We start from the raw sequence: 24721 nt of genomic DNA, 5'->3' as shown, positions 1-24721 counted from the left end.
TTATTCTCCTTTCTTATCAATCGTGAGTAATATATCTTTTGTTGTTGTATGTGTTTGTGCTGATAAATGTATGTTATAGTGCTGGTGATTTGTTACAATCATCATAACAGTTGGATCATAACCTTCTTGTTTAATTTTTTCAACATCAAATGTTACTAACACATCACCTTTATTTACAATAGCACCATTCTCCACATGTTTTGTGAAATACATACCATTTAATTTTACCGTGTCAATTCCAATATGAAATAATACTTCTGCACCTAATGTATCTTTTAACATTACCGCATGTCCAGTTTCATAAACCACCTCAACTGTTCCTGTAAAAGGTGATACAAGCACACCATCTGATGTTGGTTCAATGGCAATACCTTCCCCAACTAATTTAGACGAAAACACATCATCATTAACTTGTTCTAATGGAACAATATTTCCTTCAACTGGACTAATATAACGAATAGTCGTGTCTTTTTCTTGTTCTTTATATTGAATGAATGTTGCCACAAACGCAATGACAAATGCCAATACAAAACCAACAAATGCCCACACTAAATTCATTGGATTTGCAGGGTTTGTAAACATCGTCATAGATGCTAGACCTGGTCCAACTAATGCAAAAGCCTCCACAGCAACAATCCCAATAAACGCTCCACTAATCAATGAACTTAACACAACACTATACAAAACAGCTTTATGTTGTAATGTTACCCCGTATAATGCAGGTTCTGTAATCCCAAATAATGCTGAAATACCTGATGACATAGCCGTTGCACGTAATTTTTCATCTTTTGTTTTTAAAGCAACTGCAAAAGATGCACCTGATTCTGAAATATTATGTGCTAATGATGCAGGTAAGTACAAAATTTCTTTATGCAACTCACCCATTGTTGCAATAGCATAAGGTAACATTGCTTTATGCATTCCTGTAGCAACCATAAATGGTAAAACAGATGCAAGTAAAGCTGTTGCTACCCACCCTAAATGACGGAATAAGAATAAAATAACAGTTGAGAATAATTGACCGAAATTAAATCCTAGCGGTCCTAAAATAAACAATGTAATTGGTACTGTAATCGCCAATGACATCATTGGTACAAAGAAAATACGAATTGGTTTTGGTGTATATTTTGTTAACTGTTTTTCTAATACAGCATATAATAAAACTGTTAAAATAGCAGGAAATACTTGATACGCATATGCAATATTTTGTACAGATAAACCAAATAATACTAATCCCTCTGTTAATAATTTTGTCACAGCAGGTAATAACAATACACCAACTGCTGATGCTGCAACTAATTCATTCACTTTTAATTTTTTAGCTGTTGAAACAGCAACAAGCAATGGTAAAAAGTAAAGTGGTGCATCACCAATTTGATTGAATACGACAAATGCTGTTGAATCTTTAGGTAAAATACCACATAAATTTAATAATAATAAAATTGATTTCAACACACCCCCACCAGCAATTGCGGGTACTAATGGTTGGAACACACCTACTAAGAAATCTAAAAAGACACTTGTCCACGGTACTTTTTTATTTGATATTGGTGTTGTTGAAGCAGATACCTCTCCAACTAATTTTCTTACTTCTTCATAAACTTCATTGACTTCATTTCCGATAATGATTTGTGTTTGTACATTTTGTCTTACGCCTACAACACCATCAATACTTTCTAAAGCACTTATATTCACTTTATCATTGTTAACCAATGTAAAACGTAAACGTGTTGAGCAATGCTCAAAATGAGAAATATTTTCCTTTCCTCCAATGTGTTTTAACACATCTTCTGCTACTTTTTTATAGTTCATATGAAACACTCCTTTTCTTTTATCGTACTACTATCATTTGTGGCAAACACCTTTTGACAATAGTTTTTTACATGAAACAAAAACAAAAGGACCCTTATAAATGGATACACTCTACCTATCCATTTATAAAGGTCCTGCCTGCTTTACCAGTAACATGCCACATATTTTATTGAAATCACTATACTATATTTTTTTGAAACCGTCAACATATTTTTATAAAAATGATATTTATTCTATAACTATTCTTTTATAGATTTATACTCAGCTAAACGAACAATAATAAACAATCCCAGTAGCACAAGAATAACGATCATTTTCATATCAAATGCCATTAAACTATTCCAATTTATCACGATAAGGCTTAGAAACCCTATGATACTTAATATAACAAAAAAATGTTTAAATTTTAGTTTCATGTCACATACACCCTTTCTTTGCTAACATCATCTAATTATTTATATATTTATTGTACATCTCTGCTCTTTTTTTGTAAACAATTTCATATTTGCTATATACATAGTAAATTATATAATTAAGTTAACCAGTAGTACAAAAAAACATCTCATAGGATATACTTTTCATAACAACAAAAAAGGATACCGATAGATACAAAACAACTATAACATAAAAGGCACAACAACCGTTACTTCTGACGAAGCAACGGCTGTTGAACAATGGATAAACCATTATCCTCGTAAATTATTTCATTATTTGTGCCCTTATGATTTGCCTGAGGTAGTTAATTTACTATTGTAATTTGCGATTATTTTTATACAAATTTCATGCATTCATTAGCTATATCGCACAACCTAAGTTGTTATTTATCTTCTGCTTTTTTTCTGACTAAAACAGCCATGCCGACAAATAATAAGCCTACATAAATAGCAACTGACTGCTCACCTGTTTTTGGTAAATATTTACCTTTTGTAGAAACGTCTGCTTGTTGCACTTCTTTTGGCGCTTTCATTGTACTGCTTACCGCTGGCATTCTCATTGGTAAAACAGACACCATTCTATCTTGATATTCATTTGTAAACATTCTTCCTTGTTTATCAATCACACTTACTGAAAGAACGGGAGCATATTTACCAGATACTAATGGTACTAATTCTATTTCTATTGGTGATACATCCAATGCTTTTTTATGTATCATTACTGTTGTTTCAGTATCACTATCAACACTTCTAAATCCTGTTGTACCTGTCACTATTGTATATGCTGGATTTTCAACAATTTTAAATTTTGTTGTATCCACTTTAACGGCAACATCATAATCTTCTTTTTCTAATCCATTTAGTTCTCCTAATGTAACCGTTGCTTTGAATGTTTGTCCTACTCTTGCTGTTTCAGGTAGGGATAAATTCACACCTTCCATATCCATCAACAATACGCGAACCATTTCATCTTTATATTCATTTATAAACATATTATCTTTTTTATCAGTAACAGTTACTGAAAGAATAGGTGCATATTCACCATTATTTATTGGAATAACATTCACTTCTACTGGTGATGTATCCATTGCTTTTTTATGTACAACTAACGTATCGCTTGTTTCATTGCCCTCAATTTTAAAGTTTGTTGTATCCACTTTAACAGCAACATCATAATCTTCTTTTTCTAATCCATTTAATGCTCCTAATGTAACCGTTGCTTTAAATTTTTGCCCTACTCTTGCAAATTCAGGTATAGATAAACTTGTTTTCATAGTGTTATCTATATTAGAAGCTACATCAATCATTTCAGCTTCATATTCTTTTGTAAACATTCTTTCTTGTTTATCAATAACACTTACTGAAAGAACAGGTGCATGTACACCAGATAATAATGGAACTAATTCTATTTCTATTGGAGATTTATCCATTGCTTTTTTATGTACAACTAACGTATCACTTGTTTTATCACCAACAATTTTAAATTTTGTTGTATCCACTTTAACGGCAACATCATAATCTTCTTTTTCTAATCCATTTAGTTCTCCTAATGTAACCGTTGCTTTAAATTTTTGCCCTACTTTTGCTGTTTCAGGTAGTGATAAATTCATTTCTTTAATAGCATCTGTATACATTAAACCATGACCAATTGGATAGGCAATTTCTGTTTCAGAGATAACACCATTTTCAACAACCGGTACATCTACTGGCAATGTACCAATATGTTCTTTGCCATCAAAAATAACTTCTACACCAGCAGGAATATTTGGTCCGAACGCATTGTCTGGTTTCAACGCTTCTGTTGGGTCCATTCCTTTGTTTCCGTATACAGCAACAATCGCTTTAGCACGTGGATAGTTAGCAACATCATAAGGTTTAGAAATACTCATAACAACAGATTTTTTATTTGTTTCATTTGCATAATCAATTACTTCTGTTGGAATTTTTGTTAACCATACATCACTTGCTAATTGTGCTTGTCTACCTATTTCTGAAATAACAATTACATGTGTAGCATTGTCTATTTTTGATTTTAATTCATCTATTGTTGTTTGATTACTATAGCGGAAAGACTCAAATGTAACATCTTTAGAAACAATACCATCTGCAATCAAACGTCTCATTCCTAATTCTAATCCTGGCAATTCATTATTATATGCACCTAATAAAAGAACTTTATCGCCTGCATTTGCTTTGAATGGTAAAACTGTATCGTCATTTTTCACAACAGTTACAGCACTTGTAGCGATAGTACGTTCTAAGTCACGGTTCATATCCGAACCAACACTTGCCGTTGCTTTTTCTAGTGTTCTATCCGCTAATGAAAAATCTAGTACGCCACGTTTTTCTTTCAATGTTAAAACACGTGTCACCGCTTCGTTCAATCGACTTTCTGGAATAATTCCTTCATTCACAGCTTGTTCAATGTCATTAATGATTGTATCAATTTTTACTAAATCAGATTTACTTCTTAAAAAAGTAGGCATTAACACAATATCCACACCTGCTTTAATGGCCATAATAGCTGCTTCTGATTCACCAAAGTTTTTCGCAATGGCATCCATTCCCATGGCATCGGTAATCACAACACCATTGTATCCGAATTTATTACGAACAATCCCTGTAATAACATCATCAGATAACGTTGCTGGAATATAAATTTTTTCGCCACTTTTTTTTGATACAACAGTATCTTTTTCAATTTGTGGATATTGAATATGTGCTGTCATCAACATGTCAACACCATTATCAATAGCTGCTTTAAATGGTAATAATTCTAATGCTTCTAGTTCAGCATAAGATTTATCAACCAATGGTAATCCTGTATGTGAATCCGTTGCTGTATCGCCATGTCCTGGAAAATGTTTTGCTGCAACAGCAACATTGTATTCTTGAATACCTTGCATCATTGGAACACCTAATAATGCTACGACATTTGGATCAGATGAGAATGAACGTAATCCAATAATCGGATTATGTGGGTTATTATTTGTATCAAAAACAGGGGCAAAGTCAACATTTAGCCCTAAAGCAGATAATTCTCTCCCAATAATTTCTCCTGCTTGTCTAGCTAATTCTGGTTCTCTTGTTGCCCCAACTGCCATATTACCTGGTAAAGCTGTTCCACTACCTAAGCGGTATACAATACCACCTTCTTGGTCAATAGTTAGTAATAGTGGTAAATTACCATTACCTGCTTTATTTGTAATAGCAGCTTCTTGCATTGCTTGTGTTAACGCTAATGTTTGATTGGTTTGTTTCACATTTTCAGCAAACAAAATAACGCCACCAAAGTCGTATTTATCAATCGCTTCAGCAACTTCTTCATTCATTTCTGTAAAATCTGTTTCGCTATCTTGTCCAGCTTGTTTCCATTTTCTAAAGTCTGGCATCAACATTTGCGTGATTTTTTGACGAATACTCATTCCCTCAACAAGAGTTTGTACTCTACTTGTTTCTGCTTTTATTTGGGTGAGTGGACAAATTGTACCCGCTACCAATAAAGCAGTTGCTAATAATAGACGTTTTCTTTTCATAAATTTCCCTCCTTATAGGTAAATTTATAATAACATAATCTAAATGAATTGTAAACGTTTACCCGTTCGGTTATTAAAGAATTTTTATACCTCGTCGTTCTATGTATTGATAAGGTAATATAAGAAATAATTGCTCATTTAAACAAAATAAATCCACTTAAATGATAAACAATTATATGATGAAATCAGTCCTATTTAACAGTGCTTTTAAATAACATCTTTTCATCATTCTTAATGGTAAAAAAGACAGTACTAATTTCTCTCTAACAACTTATTTAAGAAAAAACAACTAAAGAGGTGAACAACGTTCAAAAACGTTCATTCACCTCGAATACTTCTTTATTTAGTCATTTTTCAACCATTTGGTTGCTGTTTCTAGCATGCGTATCAATAATTCATGTCTATCTGCCATCATATTGTAAATAGCATCTTCTGATAAAACACCTCTTTTTAACATCTTTGGTAATTGATTTGTATCATCCAATGTTAAATCAGTATTTCGTTCGTCACTATAGTAATAAGTGATCAATTCTTGATAGTTTGAGTAGTCTTTATCCAATACATCTAAGCATTTTTCTAGTTGTTGTAAATCATTGATTTGCTTATCTAATACATTTTCCATATATTCAATACGTTTTATTGAGTCGTTCATAATATCTCCTTTTTATGATGATAAAATAAGTTCATAAGACCATCCTTTGTTGACAAGCTCTTTCTTTTTAAATCCTAAGCTCATATAAAGTGCTTGAGAAGCAACATTAAAATCATAGATTTCTTCGATATATAATTTGTCATATCCTAAAGTCTTGGCTCTTTCAATAAGTGTTTGAATAACTTTTTTCCCAATACCTTTTCCTCGATATGATTTATTGCCTATCACAATAGGCATATCTTCTTGATGAAATGATACATCCCCAATCGGTTGATACGTTCCATTCGTATACACTTCAATAAAATAGACTTCACTAACACTATTCCAGTACATATACATTTTTTCAAGTAATTCTTTAGAATATAGCTCTCTATCGCCGTCTACATACCAGACTGTTTCTTCGTCTTGGTACCATTCAAGTGCAAAATCAAAATTCCCGTCAAATTTTCTTAATCGTAATACGTCATCAATTTGAATGATATTAGGCTGCACGACATCTTTAATTGGCATACATGCTTTCCTTTCACTTTTAGATAAATTTATCATATCATGTTTGCTTTCTCACGACAACTTACTCAATCAATATCTTAAAACTCGAGATGAAATAATGTTGACGAAAAAATCATTACATCATATTCATTATTCCATATTCAAACAGAATCATATTAATCTAACGTACTTAAGGCCATTCTCAGTCATAGAATAAAGCATTGGGTAGCTAATACTATTCTATTCCTCTCCTCTAGCGTCATTTGACATAGAAACGCAAAACGAGGTGAACCATCCATAGTTGGTTCACCTCGTCACTTACTTCATTTTTTAGTGATGATCTTCAGTCGAATTTTCCTCTACTTCTTCTGAATTCGGATTGACAATACGCACCACATCACTATCATCAGATGTTGTTTCTTCATTGTTCGTTTCCAATGCAGCATCACTTGATTCTTTTTCTTCTGTTTCTGAAGACATTTCTGACATTTCAGACGTCGATACTTCTTCATTAGATTTTGGTTCTTCACTTACCGCATTACCTGTAGTATCATCTTCTACACTATTCACTACCATATCTTCCTTTGGTGTATCAGAAACAGGTTTTTCTTTGAAGTTTGACGGTGTTGGTGTTGGATCAGTTGGTCCAATCAACCCTCTAACATCTTCTACAAAACGTTTCGCATCTTCTCGAACAGACGGCACTCTCCACTCAAATGGTTCGTCTAATCTTGCATATTTTGGACCCGTTGTTGTATTATTTGTTTCTGCGGGTGTTTCATGAGACAAACGGATTGCATCTTTAGCGTCTGCAATCAAATGGAAAATAGAGAAAATAGATTTGCGATTCATAATACTTGCTTCATAAGATTCATAAATCGCATCTGACACAAATTCTCTTGTATCATAAGACAATTCTCTATCGTCCACATGAGCTAATAAATAATCTAAAAATTGTAACCCAGTAATACCAGGTCTTGCTCTCAAATCATTAAATCCATTGATATATATATCCAAATCATTTAATCGTTGAAGATTTTTTGATTCACTAATTTTATAAAGTTTATCTAGCAGATTTTCTTTTGTTATTGAAAATCTTGATAAATTCAATCGATTAATTTTATCAACAAGCTCACTATGTTTTTGCGCCAATGCTTGATCTTCTTCGGACAGCGCTTCTTCTTCATTTAACGAAATATATTGTTTTTCAAAAGCTGTCAACATGTCTAAATAACCTTGCGTTGAATTACCACCTAAAGCAACTTTTTCTTTAAATTGACGTAAAGCTGTTTTAATACGTCTTAATTGCTTAGGATCATCTTTATAAGTATCCTCTGCTTGTTTTTCAAGATCTTGTGCTTTATTGATAACAACATCTTTATCTAAATCACCACGAACAAAGGCTCCAACAATATCTGGCAATTTATTTTTGAAGTATTCTTTTTCTCCACCCGACATAATTTTCACATAGTGACTATGATCACCATGTGAAATAACAAAATAGCCATCTTTAATTTCTAATTGCTCCGGAGAAATACCCATTCGTTCTGCAATAGATAACCATTCATTTTCAAAATCTGCCTCTTTATCATCTGTCATAACAGGTACTTTTAATTTGTTAATAGGAATAGCATACGGATGAATATGGGATGGATCATATTCATGTGTCGGTTCATTAAATACAAAGTATCCATTATGGACTTTGATCGCTTCTCTTGGAACACCATACGCCGCTATAATATAGTTTATTTTTTCTTCTAAATCATCTGGCAAATTCGTGGGTTCTTCTGGTTTTGGCTCTTCTGTTTTTGGTTCTTCTGTTTTTTCTTCCTCATGAGGTTTCACAAAATCAGACGGAAGATCTTTTTTGTAAACATAATGGAAATGATCTCCATGACGTACAACATATCCTTCTTCATCTTCACTCACAATATCTTTTGGATCAAATGCAAATTGATGATGTTCATTTTCTTCACTATGATGTTCATTATCGTCATGCATTGAATTATCTGCATCGTGATATTCATGACCTTCGTGCGTATTATCTGATTCATGCTCTTTATTCACTATATCATTTACACCATGTTCGTGGTCATGAGCTACTTCATGCTCATCATGATGTGCTATTGTTGTGCCGTTATTCACACTGCCTTTTGGAATAAAGTGGAAATGATCTCCGTGACGTACAATATATCCGGTTTCTGTTTCACCAACAACATCACTTGGACTAAACACATAATCATCATGCTCATGGTCATGGCCTGCTTCATGCTCATCATGATGTGCTATTGTTGTACCATTATTCACACTACCTTTTGGAATAAAGTGGAAATGATCTCCATGACGTACAATATATCCGGTTTCTGTTTCACCAACAACATCACTTGGACTAAATACATAATCATCATGCTCATGGTCTACTTTGTGCTCATCATGATGTGCTATTGTTGTGCCGTTATTCACACTGCCTTTTGGAATAAAGTGGAAATGATCTCCATGACGTACGACATACCCTAATTCATTTTCTTCTACAATATCCTTTGGATCAAACACATAATAATCTTGTTTTTCAACCATTTTTTCAAAAATAGCATTCTCAGGTACTTTACCATGAACAAAGTGATAATGATTACCGTGCTTTAATAAATAACCATTTTCAAAAACTCTACCCACAACGGGTACTGGTTTGTTTTGTTTAATTTGATTTGCAATTGTTTCATATAATGCTGTTTTGTCTTTTGTATTTTCTGTTTGCTTATTGGATACGGGTGCCTCCATTTTCGTTACATTATTTGTTTGTGATTGCAACAACGCAAAAGCACACACACTTGTTAACGCAACCGCTCCTACTGTTCCGATAATAATATGTTTTCTCTTCATTTTTCTCCCTTTCACAAATCGTAATAGTTACATTTTGTATAATAAAGGATTTTACATAAGATGTCAATTCTATTATATGGCTTCATAATAGGTTTATTGTGCAAAATAGTATGTATTTTAAATAAATTTATGCATCAAGAACAATATATACTTTATTCTGAAATCCTCTTGTCAATTAAAGTTTTTAAATAAAAATGGACTTAAAAACAGGAAATACCCAATATCATTTATAAATATCTATTAGAAACCCTTTTTTTATCAGCTATGAAACACTTCACTTTTTATATCACTCTATTTTTATGCATTATGGTAATGTCATCATATTGGACTAAACCCTTATTTTTTACCTAAAGAGTTGATGTGTAATAAAGCAATGGTAACTATACACGACTATTCTCAACGATAGAAAAATATAAAAAGATGGTGAATGCTTTAACCATTCATCACCTTTTCATTACATCAATACCATTCGGTATAGAGTTACAGAACACCAAAAACACCCTAAGATGATGTCTTAGGGTGTTTTCCAGACAAATAAAACACTGTTATTCTGTTTCTTCTTCCAATCGTTTTCTCAATGCCGCAATCATCATACCTAATCCAAAGACAGTCGCTCCGTAGAACATTGTATCTTGTCCTTGTTCACCTGTATGTGGCAAGTTTTGACTTGCTGGTTTATTAGGACTTGGATTTTCTGATGTTGGTTTGTTTGGTTTTGGCATATCTGGTTTTGGTTTTTCCGGAGTTGGTCTATCCGGTTTTGGCATATCTGGTTTTGGTTTTTCCGGAGCTGGTTTATCCGGTTTTGGCATATTTGGTTTTTCTTCTTCTGAATTTGGTCTATAAGGAATTTCAATATTTTCAATTGGATTCATTGGCAATTTCGGTGGAATATATCCTTTAGACGGATTTTCTGGATCTACTGGTTTCAACGGATTACCTTCTGGATCTTCAGGTGTATATCCAGGAACATATGGAATCGGTTCTTCACTATTCTCTGGAGTACCTGGAATAGTTGGATCTCCATTTGGATCATTTGGATATGGGATTGGATCTTTTGGTGTTTCTCCGTCTGGTAATTTTGGAATCCAGCTACCTAGTTTTTTATAGGTAACAACTACTGTTTTATCAGCAGTATTTTCCGTTGGTGTTTCTTCTTCCACAACAGCTTTATCAGCAACGTATCCTTTAATTAGTTTTGATGCTTCCTCATTCCATTTACCATCTTTATTCTTATCAGAATCAACTTCATGGCTAACTTTCCACTCACCGTAAACAATCTCGCCAGTTACATGGTTAACAGTCGCTTCACGTGTAAAGGTTACTGTCTCTGTACGAGTAGCATCCGCTTCTCTTCCATCTTCTTCATACACATATTTAATCATACGTGTCACTTGTTTTACCAAGTCTTTTTCAGTAACACCTGCTGGCCATTTTGGTCCATTTGGTTGTTTTGGATCAATTGGTTGACCTGGTTCAATTGGTGTTGTAGGTTCATTTGGATTTGGAAGTGGATTTGTTGGATCCTCTGGTTTTGGTGTAATTGTAGAGAATTTAGGTCTAACAACTACTTCAAATGTTTGACTTGGGTCTTTTCCAACAACATCTTCGACTCCATCAAAAACTCTTCCTCCAGGTATTGTAAAGCCATCTTTTACAATTTCATAGCCTTTATCGATAAGTTCCTGTTTCTTAGCATCTGTTGTGTACTTAATTGGTTCGTCCTCTTTACCAACAACAGTATCAACTGAATTCTTAATCTCTTTTACAAGTGTTCCTGTTTCATCCACATACTTGATAATCGCCAACTGAGATGCCTTTTCAGCTGGTGTTGTATTAGGTGTGTAGATAACAACTTCAGTAATATTCGTTGCATTCTCATCAACAACTACATCTTCTTGAGTGGATTCTGGATGAACCACTGTACTATTATGTATTGCTGTTGTTGCTTGATGACCTGCTACTACTGGTAATGTTTGACCTTCAAGAGTACTGTCACTATTTTTAGCTTTCCAGTCACCATAAGTAATTTTACCATCAACTAAATTCACTTTCGCTTCACGCTCAAATGTAACCGTAGTTGAGAATGTCTTAGCTACTTCTTGTCCCTTGTTATCAATGTATGAAATCGTACGTGTCACTTCTTTAGTTAACACTAAATCTTTCACTGTATCTGGCCATTTTGGTCCGTCTGGTTTATTTGGATCAACCGGTGTATTTGGTACAGGTTTCTCACCATTTGGTGTAACTGGCTCAATACGTGGTGTTAATACAAACACAAAGTCTTGTGAATTATCCGGAATATTATCAAAAGTATCCTCTTTATCATAACTATCACGGTTCGTTACTGTGTAACCTTGTTGTTCGTATTCTTTAATTTTCTCAGTAGGATCATAGCCAAATTTTTTGCCTTCTTTACCTGTTAATGGTTCATTATGTTTTTCTTCGTTTGTACCCGTAACAATAAATTTAACACTACCTTTTTGATCCACTGTTTCTTTATCCTTCACATAAGGAATATTTGTATCTTGCTTTGGATTTGCTGGTACTGGTGGAGGATTATAACCTTTCGTTGGATCCGTTGGATCTTTCGGTGTTAATGGATTTCCACTTGGATCTTGTGGTGTATAACCTGGCACATAAGGAATTGTTTCGTCTGTTGGGTCACCTGGTTTTGTTGGATCTGTTGGATTATTTGGATAATCTACTGGATCTTTTGGATCTTTATCATCCGTTGGATTTGGATCAACTGGTTCTACACCCTGTGGGATTTCTGGAATCCATTTTCCAATTGGTGTATAAACAACTTTCTCAACAATATTTGATGAATCTCCTGTTACTTGTACATATTTTTCAGTTGTATTTGGTTCAACATCTTTGTCACCATTTGTAGCTGATGTAACAATATATCCATTCACAACTGGTAATTTTTGCCCATCAAGAACAGAATCATTATTTTCCGCTTTCCAGTCACCATAAGTCACATTACCCGTTACAAGATTAACTTTTATTTCACGTACAAATGTTACTCCGTCAACAAATTTTTCATGAACTTCTTCATCTTTATCATTCACATAACTAATTTCACGAGTAACTACTTTAATAGTTGAAAGATCTTTATCTTTTAAATCTTCTGGCCAGTTTGGTGAATTTGGATCATCCGGATTAACTGGTTGACCTGGTTTTGGTGTTTCACCTTCTGGTGTATTAGGTGTTATTGTCTTAATAATTGGTCTTACCACAACAGTAAAGACTTGGCTTGGATATTCTCCTACATTATCTTTTATACTATCGTATACTTTTTCTCCACCATTTGTGAAGTCATCAGACACAAATTCATACCCTTGTTTTTCTAACTTAGTAATTTTTTCAGCTGTACTATATTCAATTTTATCTCCTGCAAACCCTGTTTTCGTATCTGGATCTGCAACAGCTTTTTCTGTATTCTCTTCAATATAGCGAATAACTGCTACTTGTGTGTCTTTTTCTTCTGGTGCTTTTGGTGCGTATACAACAACTTCAACAATATCTTTTGTATCAATAGTTGTTTCAACTGGTTTTGTTGTTGTGTCTGATTCAACAACCGTTCCATTATTTGTTGTTACAACAATATCATGATTTTCAACCGTTGGTAACGGATTTCCTTCTAATATTGAATCTCCATTTTTGGCTGTCCAGTCACCATAAGTGACTTTACCAGTAACTAAGTTCACCATAGCTGTACGTTCATACGTCACAGTATTTGTATTTGTATCAGCAACTTTTTTACCTGTTACATCCACATAAGATACCGTACGTGTAATTGTTTTCGTTAAATCTAATTGACTAACTGTTTCAGGCCATTTTGGTCCGTCTGGTTTTTCTGGATTAACTGGTTGACCTGGTACAGGTGGATTATCATTTGGTTTAACTGGTTCTACACGTGGTTCCAATTCATAAACAAAGTCTTGTGAATTGTCTGGAATACCGTCAAATGTTCCTTCTGAAGAATATGGATTTTTATCTTTATCTCCAATATTCGTTACTGTATAACCTTGTTGCTCATATTCTTTGATTTTTCCAGCAGGATCATAGCCAAATTGGTCACCTTCTTTACCAGAAATATTTTCTGTGTGTTTCACTTCTCCAGTATCTTTTACTTTAAAAGTTACTGTCCCTACTTGTGTTGGAGCCACTGGTGTATATAAAACTTTCTTATCTGAAAGACCAGTAATGACACCATCTTGAGAAATTGTTGCTGTTTCAGCTTCAACACTTGCTTTATCAAATGTATAACCGTCTTTTTCTTTTGAGGTAACTTCAGGAGCTTCTGATTTAACAGCAGTCCATTCACCATACGTTACTTCGCCAGTCACATTATCAATCGTCATTGAACGTGTAAACACAACTTCTTGAACAACATCTTCAAATACTTTTTCTGCATTATCATCCGGTGTTGCTGCATAACGGTAGCGAATTGTACGTGTTGCTTTCTTAACAAGTTCTTTTACTTCATTTGGCCATTTTGGTCCATCTGGATTATTTGGATTTACTGGTTGACCTGGTTCAACCGGTGTATTTCCTTCTGGATCATTTGGATTTGGAATTGGACTATCCGGATTATTTGGATCAGGCATAATTGGTGTTAATTTATGTCTTAATGTTACTTCAAATTTTTGTGTTGGATTTGCATCAGACTCATCTTTCTCATTATCAAACACAAGTTTTGTTGGTACACCGTCCTGAACTAATTCGTATCCTTGATTCACATATTCATCAATACGTGATTTCGTTGAGTAATCACTTGTTGCACCAGTAGCACCATTTCTTTTATCAACATCACCTAAAATAATTGGTTTATTCGGATCATTTATATCTTTATACGTAATGGTTGCATGTTGTACTACTTCATTTGGAACATAAATAACTTGAACATCTTGTGGATCAGAATCACCAGTCAAGTTTGTTAATGCATCGACACTTGGTAAATGTGGTGTATACCCTGTAATTTCAGGTGAATCAACTTTATCCATTGTATCTGTTGTTACTGGTGTCCATTCACCATAAATCACTTCACCTGTTACATGATTTACTTCTGCTGTTCTTGTGAATGTCAATGTTTGTGTTACAGTTGGTGCTTTATCTTGTTCAACTGGTTTACCATCATTGTATACATAAGTAATATTACGTGTAATAGTACGTACTAAATCTTTTTCAGCTACACCTGCTGGCCATTTTGGTCCGTCTGGTTGTGTTGGATCAATTGGTTGACCTGGTTCAACTGGTGTTGTTGGATCATTCGGATTTGGTACTTTATTTGTTGGATCTTCTGGTTTTGGTGTGATTGTGGATATTTTCTTTTTCACAACTACTGTAAAGACTTGAGTAGGATCTTGTCCAACCGTATCTTTTTGATCATCAAATGTTTGCCCAGCATCAGTTGTAAAATCATCAGATACAAAATCATATCCTTGTTTTTTCAACTCTTTAATTTTTGATGCTGTACTATAGTCAATTTTATCTCCTGCAAACCCTGTTTTTGTATCTGGATCAGCAACTGTTTTATTGGTACCCTCTTCAATATAACGAATAACCGCTACTTGAGTTTCTTTGACTTCTGGTGTTTTTGGTGCATATACAACAACTTCAACAATATCTTTTGAATTTTCAGTTGTCTCAACTGGTTGTGTTGTTGTATTCGCGTCAACAATTGTACCATTATTTGTTGTTGTAACAATATCATGATCTTCAACTACTGGCAGCACTTGTCCCTCTAATGTTTTATCAGCATTTTTTGGCATCCAAGGCGTATACTCTATTTCGCCAGTAACAATATTTACGGTTGCACTACGTTCATACGTCACCGTATTTGTTTTTGTTTCAGCAACTGGTTTACCTGTTGTATCGACATAAGATACTGTACGTGTAATTGTTTTTGTTAAGTCTAATTGATCTACTGTTGCAGGCCATTGAGGTCCATTTGGTTCATTTGGTTCAACTGGTGTATTTGGTTCTGGCTTAGGCTCTGCTGGTGTTACTGGTTTTTTCAATGCTTTTACAACTACTGTGAAGACTTGGCTTGGATCTTCAGCTAATTTATCTTCTGTTGTATCGTATACTTGACCATCATCTTTTGTGAAGCCATCTGAGACAAGTACATATCCTTGTTTTTTCAATTCTTCAATTTTCGGAGCTGTATCGTAATTGATTTTCTCATTTGCTTTACCTTTTACCGAATCTGAGGCAGCAACTATTTTATTTGTCGTTTCTTCAACATAATTGATTTTTGCTGCTTGATCTGGAAGTTTTTTATAAACAACCGTCACGTCTTGTGGATCTGACTCACCGTTTAAGTTTGTTTCTGCTTTTACCGTTACTTGATCTGGGGTATAACCGTCAATCGTAGGGCTTGTCACTTCCGGCATTTCGTTTGTTGTAACAGGTTGCCATTCTCCATAAGTAATCGCACCTGTCACATGATTTACTGTAGCCGTACGTTTAAACGTTAATGATTGAATTACTGTTTTTGGTTCTCCATTTTCCATAACTGGTGTACCGTCATCGTATACATAATTAATTACACGATCGACTGTACTGATTAAATCAGATTCATCTAAACCTGTTACTGGCCATATTGATTCATCCGGATTTTCTCGAGTTGGTGTGATCACAATAGATTCTCCAGGTTTAACCGGTGTATTACCCGTTGGATCATGAGGATTTGGTACTTTATTCGTTTCACTATCCGGGTTAGGTGTAATAGTCGTTTCTTTAGGTCTTACAACAACCTTAAAGACTTGTCCTTCCTCTCCTAATTTATCTGGAATTTTATCATAATTTGTGTCTTCTGTTGGACGATCTTTAAAACCATCTGTTACCAATTCATATCCTTTTTGTTTTAAAACATTAATCATTGGTGTTGTGTCATACATAATCTCAGCACCTGTATTTCCAACAACAGATGATTGTGGTGCTACAACATTATCTAATTCATCAACATATTTAATTGTTGCAATTTGTGGTGTATCAATCGTTTCATCTAGCACATATTGATATTTAATCACTTGGTCGGTTTTTGTGACATTACCAGATTCTGGTGCTGAGCCATCTTTTAATTTAGGCACACCATTTTCTCTCACTAAGCGATATACTTTACCTTCTACTGAACGAATAAATTCTGGAACATCTGTTGATGTATATGGAGTATAAAGTAATTCATTTGTTACAACATCCTCTCTACCCATAGTCACTTGTGCAGGTAGAATAGCGATAAATTCATTATTAACAACCGTTCCAATATCTCCAGCTAATTTTTCTTCTGTATTAGCAATATAATATTCACGATATACATTTCCTTTTACCGTTAATATTGGAATAGACGCACCATCCCCCCAATACGGATCTGTGCTATGATTATAGAAATATTCACCTGCTGCATTATCCGGATTCACAACAGCAACTTGACGTCCACTATTGGCAAAAATTTTACCATCAGATGTTAAACCAATACCTCCGATTGCCCACGTTGCATCATTTGCACCTGTACTATCACCAGATGTTGCATCTACAATACGTACTCGTTTAGATAAGTAGCTTTCTAATTTTGTGTAATTATCTTGTGTAGCTGCACCTTTTTCCACTTGATCAGCTTTTACTGTTAAAATGTAATAATCTGGTGTATTGAATTGATTCAATAATAAACTCATATTCCCTTCACTATCAAAGGAAATATCACTACCTACAGCCCAACTTCCAGCTCTGAAAAAGCGTTCAAAAGTGTCAAATAAGTTGCTTTTAAAAAGCGTTGAATCAACATATCCAACTGGTTCTACTTTTTGTGTTGCTGGATCATAAGACCAGAAACGGAAATAAATATCAAATGTATGGTCTCTTGTTGCTTTTTTAAATTCATCTTCTGTTCCAGGTTGTACTTTATTAAAAGATGGATCATAATCACGTGTGTGCATCCCAAAATAATATTTACCATCTACTGGATTGACAGCACCGGCTGTCCATGAATTTGTTCGCATAATCGCTTTATCTGCCCAGGTAGACGCATCGCTGACAAATTCCCAATAGTGTTTAGTAATATCATAGCGATATACCCCAACAATATTTGTTCTATTTGGATTTGCCTGCCCATTGATCATTGTATTGATATCACCCATAAATCCGATCATATAAGCATATCGTCCATCTTGAGAAATACCTAAACCATTAAAACGTAAATTATCTGTTCCAGCTGAAAAACCTTGTTTAGCAGCTTGTTCTTTTAAATGGTCGTAAACATTTTGACCATTTGACATTTTATCTTGTGAAATTGGTGTCACAGATTTATTTTTTACATCTACTTCATAGATAAGACCACTGTATTTTGGATTAGCATCTGCACGTCCCGATGCTTGTACATAGTAATAATCACCATTATTACTAAAACGTCCAATAGTTAATGCACCTCCTGTATCAAGCGTTGGTGTTTCTGCATGTGCAACAAGCACATTATTGTTGATTGAATCTCCTACTGCAAATAACGATGTCCCTAATAAAACAGAACACGTTCCAACTGTTAATTTACGAATAGAAAATCTTTGTCGCTTATTAAAAATCATATAACCTCCTAATAATTATCATATTTTATGTTTTTCTTTTTGTCATAACACTTCTTTATGAATATATTGTTTCTGTGTTTCTTTTTTGATGAGTATCTCCAATACCGTCTTGAACATTGACGACTATAAAGAATAATCCGTCTAATCAATCTATCTTTCAGTGTTACAACCAGTGTTTCTCATTTCTACAAATTAATATTCAGCCTTTATAAAAAATAAATTTTGTTATTCATTTGCACATAAAATCTTTTTTCATCATTATTCTCATACTTTTTTACAAATACTTTATATAGTGTATTTATAAGTCCAACAGTCAGTTTAAGAAACATCAAAAACTGTACACTCCTTTCTTTAGTGAATAATATGTGTTTGTCCATTTAAGTAGACATTTTTGTACAAATGTTTATAATGGAATAATGGGGGTGGGTATGTATACCGTTAGCCTTTCTAATTCACAAAATAAAAAGAGTTTTATGAAAATAAACACATGAAAATAATATATCTATTTTTCATATTTTCTCATTTTGCTTGTCCGTAAAAGTCTAGTTTTTTAGGATTTTTTTAATATTATTTCACTTACTTTTTCAAATAAAAATAAGTTTTAAACAAAAGTATCCGACGTAAACAAATGTTTACGTCGGATACTTTCTTAGATTTATATACTTTTTTATAAGTTTATCAAAAATCAATTTAGTCTATCTTTCCATTTTATAAATATACGTTTTCATACACTTGAAAAAACCATATCTATCTTATTTTTTCTGAAAACCTAGTAGACGTAATCCATTTAAAATGACGAGTATCGTTGACATTTCATGGAAAAAAACACCTTTCGTTAAATCTAGAATACCAAGCATATTTAATAAAATAAGTACTAAAATCACACTAATTGCAAAAGCAATATTGACTCTTGTAATACGCCCATACTTTTGACTCAGTTCATACAATAAAGCAATTTTTGATAAGTGATTTTGTGTAATGATAACATCACTAACATCCATGGCAATATCGGTACCACTCCCCATTGCAATGCTAACATCTGCATGAGCTAAAATTGGAGCATCGTTGATTCCATCTCCAATCATACCTACAACTTTCTCATCATGTTTATATTGTTGCATATATGTTACTTTATCCTCCGGCAAACACTCTGCATAAAACTTAGGTAATCCTAATGTATTCGCAACACTTTTTGCAGCGTGCTCTCTATCTCCAGTAAGCATAACAACATCTACAAGATGTGTTTTAAATACCTCTACCATTTCTTGAGCATCTTTTCGTACTGCATCAACCAACTCAAAATAACCAATGACTTCGTTATTTTCTGAAACAAATAATAATGTTCCTTGACTTTCTTTTTCTAAATAATGATGTGTATCTGTACAATCACGCATAAAACGCTTATTACCAATAGATAGTTGATTCATTTGTAAACCACAACCTGCAATCTCTTGAATGACTACATCTTGTGGTAATGTCGGATAAGACACATCTTTAAAATAAGTCATAATTGACTTTGCCAATGGATGTGATGACTGACTTTCCATAGACAGCACAAGTGGTAAAACCTCTGGTTTATCCAAATGATAATGATGTACTCGAAATTGACCTGTTGTTAATGTTCCCGTTTTATCACTAAATAAAGTCGTCATACGCATCATTTTTTCCAATGCATTCCCATTTTTGATTAAAATACCATTTTTAGCACCAAAACTCATCGCACTGAGCATAGCTGGAGTCATTGATGCAATAAGCGCACATGGACTTGCGACAGTCAATAAAATCATACCTCGATAAAAGGCGTCTGTAAAACTCAATCCTTGGATACACATTAAATAAGTAATAAAGAATACAACTGTTATCAATACACCTAGCACATACGTTTTTTGTATTTGATGAATACGTTTATCTAAATGACTTTTACTATTATTAGCTGTTTTAACTAAGGATACAATATGTGAAAATACACTATCATGACTTGTTTTTGTTGCGACGTAAACACTCGTATCTCCAATATTGATTGTTCCAGCAAATACATCATCACCAATTTCTTTATATACAGGAATGCTCTCTCCCGTTAATACACTTTCATTCACGAGCATCACTTTAGAAGCTGTTCCATCCAAAGCAATTTGCTCTCCTTTTTTAACAATCAATGTTTGTCCAATATCAATCTGATCAATATCTACAATTTCTGTCGTATCATCTTCCTTTAAAACCATTGCTTGTTTTGGAATATGTGTCATTAACGATTCCATTGTTTTCATTGATTTTTGATACACATAATCCTCTAACATTTCTGAACCAGAAAAAATAAATAATAAAATAGCCGCTTCGCTAAAATACCCAATAGAGATGGCACCACATGCCGATAATATCATTAGAAAATCAACATTTAATCTATGCTCTTCAACAATATCAGAAATAACATCTTTGACAATTTCATACCCTAATAATACGCTAGCAAGACATAACCACAACGGACTTCCTGATAGCTGTATCTGCTCACATAATAAACCGATACCTAGACTAATACTCCCTGCCACAAATAGTTTTCCTTCCTTTGTTTTTAGTAAATCAAACATATTTTTCCTCTCCTTTTTATTTGATAATACAAAAAAGAGCATACCCGTGGACAGTTCGTACTGTCTCACAGATATGCTCAGTTCATTTACTAAACATTTTTCTGCTGTCTAAACACTTATAGACCCGGCTACGTAAAGAGCCATTACTGCTCTTTACTGCTTGTTCAAAAAATAATTTATTTCTATACATATATAATAAAAGAAATGACATATTTTGTCAAGAAAAGTTTGAGAAAAAATTCACTTTTTTACCAAAAATTTTGTTCTTTTTTATTCTTCAGATAAAATAAATTGTTCTTCTTTTTTATCAAATGATAAAAGATATGCTTTTCCACTCTCAACAGTTAATGATACTTTAGAAGACCCCCTTGTTGTTGTGACATTTTTATAAATCACACCAGGTCTTGTGTATGAGTAAGTCACTTCAAGCACAACTGTTCTCGGCATAGCATAAATTAAATATTGACCACTCTCAAAAAAGATTGCTACTTCACCACTAACACATGTACATAAAAATCTTTTTGCGTAATAATTTGATTTCCTCTATTAAAAGAAATTTTTACCGCTCCTGGATGCTGAGATAGCCATTTTTGTTTAGAACTTTTATTCATTTTATAAGATACAACACTTAGAATACATCCTAAAATCACAATTCCTATAAAAACATATGCCATTGGACCCATTGAGAAAAAATCGTTAATAAATTCTTCTATAATATTTCCTCCTTTCTTTTTTATTTTTTAATCTCTTTTAACACATTTAGATGTGTCACAGAACTTTTTTCACCAGTTATCCGAAGATCATCAAGAAGTTGATAATATTTAAAATTTCCAAATAATGTTAAATCAAATTCTTCTTGATGACCGGCATCGTTTACATAAAGTGTCAAATGACTATCCTCTTTTTTTGCATATAGTGACACACTATCAAAGGCATAGCACTTTTTTGACCTTTCTCAAAAATACAAAAACTCGTATCATCAATCGCAATCTTCATATTTATCTGCCTTACTAATGAAACAAAAATAAGAAGAAATAAAATACCACTGAATAAGATAGCGGTTTTAAAACTAAAAAATAATCGAGAATAAAATAAACAATACCTATACCAATGACAGTCGCTACAAATTGCCAAATTAAAGCAAATGGACTGATACGATAGACTTTCATTCTACCCCTCCTTTACCTTTTATTATACCGCAAGCCTATAAAAATACGAATGCTTTCATGTTAAAAATCTGATTAAATCAAGGACAAACCAACATTGGTTTATCCCTGATGTCTATCCCACAACAGCAATGACTTCTATTTCTATTAGAGCATCCTTTGGTAAAGCTGCCACTTGATAAGCGGCTCTTGCAGGAAACGGTGCTGAAAAATAACTTGCATATACATCATTCATTTTTGTAAAATCAGCAATATCTTTTAATAAAACAGTTGTTTTCACAACATTTTTCATCGTTAATCCTGCCTCACTTAAAATAAACTGGATATTTTCTAATGATTGTTTTGTTTGTTCCTCAATCGTACTACCTGCAAATTCACCTGTTTCAACACAAATTGGTAGTTGACCAGAAACATAGACAGTGTTTCCTACTTGTATTGCTTGAGAATAAGGACCAATAGCTGCCGGTGCTTTAGCACTTTCTATTTTTTTCATATAATACCTCCATCATCAGTTTTGTTCATTTAATATATCATCAACACATGATGATAGCAACTTTACGAATAATTATATCAATTTATCTATCGCATTTTTCAAGTCAATTAAAAAAATCTCTTTCATCTTATTGAAGGCACTATTTTCTATTTCTCTATAAGTACTCGTAAGGACTGTTTGAATTGTATTACCCAACGGACACTCTTTATTCGTATTTTTATCAATTTCAAGTAATGATTCTTCATGAATTGCTTGAAAAATATCAAATAATGTGATGTCTTTAGAAGATTTTAAAAGTCTCGGTTTAGCACTACCTTGTTTTGTTTCAATCAAATTTGCTTTTTTTAATTGAGACATAATTTGTCTTACTAATGCTGGATTTGTATTGATACTTTCAGCAATATCTGTACTTGTGATACGTTTATCTTCACAAAATACTTCTATATACAAAAGTATGTGAATAGCATCAGATAATTTATGTGAATGTTTCATGTTTTAACCTACAATCGTCACATAACCTTTTTGCAGAAGTGTATCTCTACCTCCACGAACACTATTGTCTTCCCACGTTAGAAATGCAATCACTTCGTTATTATTCAAATCTAATAATTGAGATATTGTCATACCACTTTCTTCAATCCAGTTAATAAAATATTTCCCACTTTCCAATTCAATGGCTTCATAAGGATCTACTTCCTCTGAAGGACCACCGTCCTCAACCTCACCCACAGATGTCCATTTTAACTTACCTTCTTCTAAGTATTCCATAATGAAGTGAAACCCTGTCTCGTACTGTACATCTAATTTCTTTCCTTTTAACATTTCAAATAGTGTCATTATATTTCTCCTTTTGTTATTTTATAACTTACATGTATTTTAACATGTAAGTTATAAAATAATAATAAAAAGAATTATTTTTCATAAAGTTCTTTTTTATTTTTGATTAAATCACACAAATAAAATTATGTTATACTAAAATTTAAAAATAAAAAACCGATAACGAAGAACATTCCTCATTATCGGCTGATAAAATCACTTATTCTTTTTTATTTCTAAATGAGTATACTACTCCAGCAATAACAAATAGAACTAATGAGTAAATAGAAGAATCTATAGTTCCTGTTTTTGGCAAAATAGAATTTTTATTTTCTTCTATCAATACTTTACTTAAATTAGAAGAATTAGTAGGTACTATTGGTTCAACATATGTATTGGTTATTGTATAACCATTTTTTTGAGTTCCTTCGACATTAACGGTATATGTGTTGGCTCCTTTTGTTACTCGATTGTTCGCTTCACCAACTTCTTTCACGGTATAGATATTCGGTGTTGCTTGTTCTGGAGTATCTACGACTAATAAATTTGTAAAATCATGTTTCCATTGATTAGATTCGTTTAAGGTAACAGGAGCACCTATTGCTTCTCCATTTTTATATAACTGTACTTGTACACTACTTTCACTTACTTTTCCGACCCATACTTTTGTGACACTCACACTTGTTGTTCCTGGTTGTAGTGGTGTTGGTTTGATTGGCTCGACATAGGTATTGGTTATTGTATAACCATTTGCTTGCGTTCCTTCTGTATTAACCGTATATGTGTGGTCTCCTACTGTTACTCGATTGTTAGCTTCCCCAATTTCTTTCACAGTATAGATATTCGGTGTTGGTTGTTCTGGAGTATCTACGACTAATAAATCTGTAAACTCATATTTCCATTGATTAGATTCGTTTAAGGTAACAGGAGCACCTATTGCTTCTCCATTTTTATATAACTGTACTTGTACACTACTTTCACTTACTTTTCCGACCCATACTTTTGTGACACTCACACTTGTTGTTCCTGGTTGTAGTGGTGTTGGTTTGATTGGCTCGACATAGGTATTGGTTATTGTATAACCATTTGCTTGCGTTCCTTCTGTATTAACCGTATATGTGTGGTCTCCTACTGTTACTCGATTGTTAGCTTCCCCAATTTCTTTCACAGTATAGATATTCGGTGTTGGTTGTTCTGGAGTATCTACGACTAATAAATCTGTAAACTCATATTTCCATTGATTAGATTCGTTTAAGGTAACAGGAGCACC

The 24721-nt window shown here is 33.4% G+C and carries 14 protein-coding genes, 1 pseudogene and 1 riboswitch; all 15 genes and pseudogenes read right to left on the bottom strand.

Annotated elements, in window-relative coordinates; translation table 11 throughout:
• On the bottom strand, positions 1-1812 hold the full coding sequence (locus tag GMA11_RS02010) for a beta-glucoside-specific PTS transporter subunit IIABC (protein WP_163545545.1): 1812 nt from the start codon (positions 1810-1812) through the stop codon (positions 1-3).
• A 1675-nt stretch (positions 1813-3487) separates the two neighbouring features.
• Positions 3488-5719: pseudogene (locus GMA11_RS02005) on the bottom strand (glycoside hydrolase family 3 N-terminal domain-containing protein); the annotation flags it as partial.
• 406 nt (positions 5720-6125) lie between these two features.
• Complete coding sequence (locus GMA11_RS02000) at positions 6126-6434, bottom strand: DUF4298 domain-containing protein (RefSeq protein ID WP_163545543.1); 309 nt, start codon at positions 6432-6434, stop codon at positions 6126-6128.
• Positions 6435-6446: 12 nt separating this feature from the next.
• Positions 6447-6944 carry a GNAT family N-acetyltransferase gene (locus GMA11_RS01995; RefSeq protein WP_163545542.1) on the bottom strand — a complete coding sequence of 166 codons (498 nt, stop codon included), beginning with the start codon at positions 6942-6944 and terminating at the stop codon, positions 6447-6449.
• A gap of 309 nt (positions 6945-7253) precedes the next feature.
• The gene (locus GMA11_RS01990) at positions 7254-9803 is read right to left on the bottom strand and encodes a pneumococcal-type histidine triad protein (RefSeq protein WP_163545541.1); all 2550 of its coding nucleotides are present in this window, start codon (positions 9801-9803) and stop codon (positions 7254-7256) included.
• 545 nt (positions 9804-10348) lie between these two features.
• Complete coding sequence (locus GMA11_RS09465) at positions 10349-18391, bottom strand: YSIRK-type signal peptide-containing protein (protein WP_163545540.1); 8043 nt, start codon at positions 18389-18391, stop codon at positions 10349-10351.
• A gap of 752 nt (positions 18392-19143) precedes the next feature.
• A complete protein-coding gene (locus GMA11_RS01980; protein WP_163545539.1) occupies positions 19144-20976 on the bottom strand; it encodes a heavy metal translocating P-type ATPase in 1833 nt (610 codons plus the stop codon).
• Positions 20977-21034: 58 nt separating this feature from the next.
• A riboswitch (NiCo riboswitch) is annotated at positions 21035-21154 on the bottom strand.
• 92 nt (positions 21155-21246) lie between these two features.
• Positions 21247-21423, bottom strand: a complete 177-nt coding sequence (locus GMA11_RS09165) for a hypothetical protein (RefSeq protein WP_205422858.1) — start codon at positions 21421-21423, stop codon at positions 21247-21249.
• A 38-nt stretch (positions 21424-21461) separates the two neighbouring features.
• Positions 21462-21659 (bottom strand): hypothetical protein, encoded by a 198-nt coding sequence (locus tag GMA11_RS09160; RefSeq protein ID WP_205422857.1) that lies wholly within the window; start codon positions 21657-21659, stop codon positions 21462-21464.
• A gap of 50 nt (positions 21660-21709) precedes the next feature.
• The gene (locus GMA11_RS01970; RefSeq protein ID WP_163545538.1) at positions 21710-21898 is read right to left on the bottom strand and encodes a hypothetical protein; all 189 of its coding nucleotides are present in this window, start codon (positions 21896-21898) and stop codon (positions 21710-21712) included.
• An 88-nt stretch (positions 21899-21986) separates the two neighbouring features.
• Positions 21987-22145, bottom strand: coding sequence for a hypothetical protein (locus GMA11_RS01965; RefSeq protein ID WP_163545537.1), 159 nt, complete (start codon positions 22143-22145; stop codon positions 21987-21989).
• Between the two features lie 112 nt (positions 22146-22257).
• Positions 22258-22635 (bottom strand): RidA family protein, encoded by a 378-nt coding sequence (locus GMA11_RS01960; RefSeq protein WP_163545536.1) that lies wholly within the window; start codon positions 22633-22635, stop codon positions 22258-22260.
• Positions 22636-22707: 72 nt separating this feature from the next.
• The gene (locus GMA11_RS01955; protein ID WP_163545535.1) at positions 22708-23127 is read right to left on the bottom strand and encodes an Rrf2 family transcriptional regulator; all 420 of its coding nucleotides are present in this window, start codon (positions 23125-23127) and stop codon (positions 22708-22710) included.
• A 3-nt stretch (positions 23128-23130) separates the two neighbouring features.
• Positions 23131-23472: a MoaF N-terminal domain-containing protein gene (locus GMA11_RS01950; protein WP_163545534.1), complete on the bottom strand. Its 342-nt coding sequence runs from the start codon at positions 23470-23472 to the stop codon at positions 23131-23133.
• A 199-nt stretch (positions 23473-23671) separates the two neighbouring features.
• A partial coding sequence (locus GMA11_RS01945) for a Cna B-type domain-containing protein (RefSeq protein WP_163545533.1) occupies positions 23672-24721 on the bottom strand: 1050 nt, incomplete at its 5' end.

The sequence above is a fragment of the Granulicatella sp. zg-ZJ genome, from assembly GCF_010892355.1.
Taxonomy (GTDB): domain Bacteria; phylum Bacillota; class Bacilli; order Lactobacillales; family Aerococcaceae; genus WM01.
The sequence above is the reverse complement of the archived record's forward strand: the minus strand, read 5'-3'. Positions and strand labels throughout refer to the sequence as shown.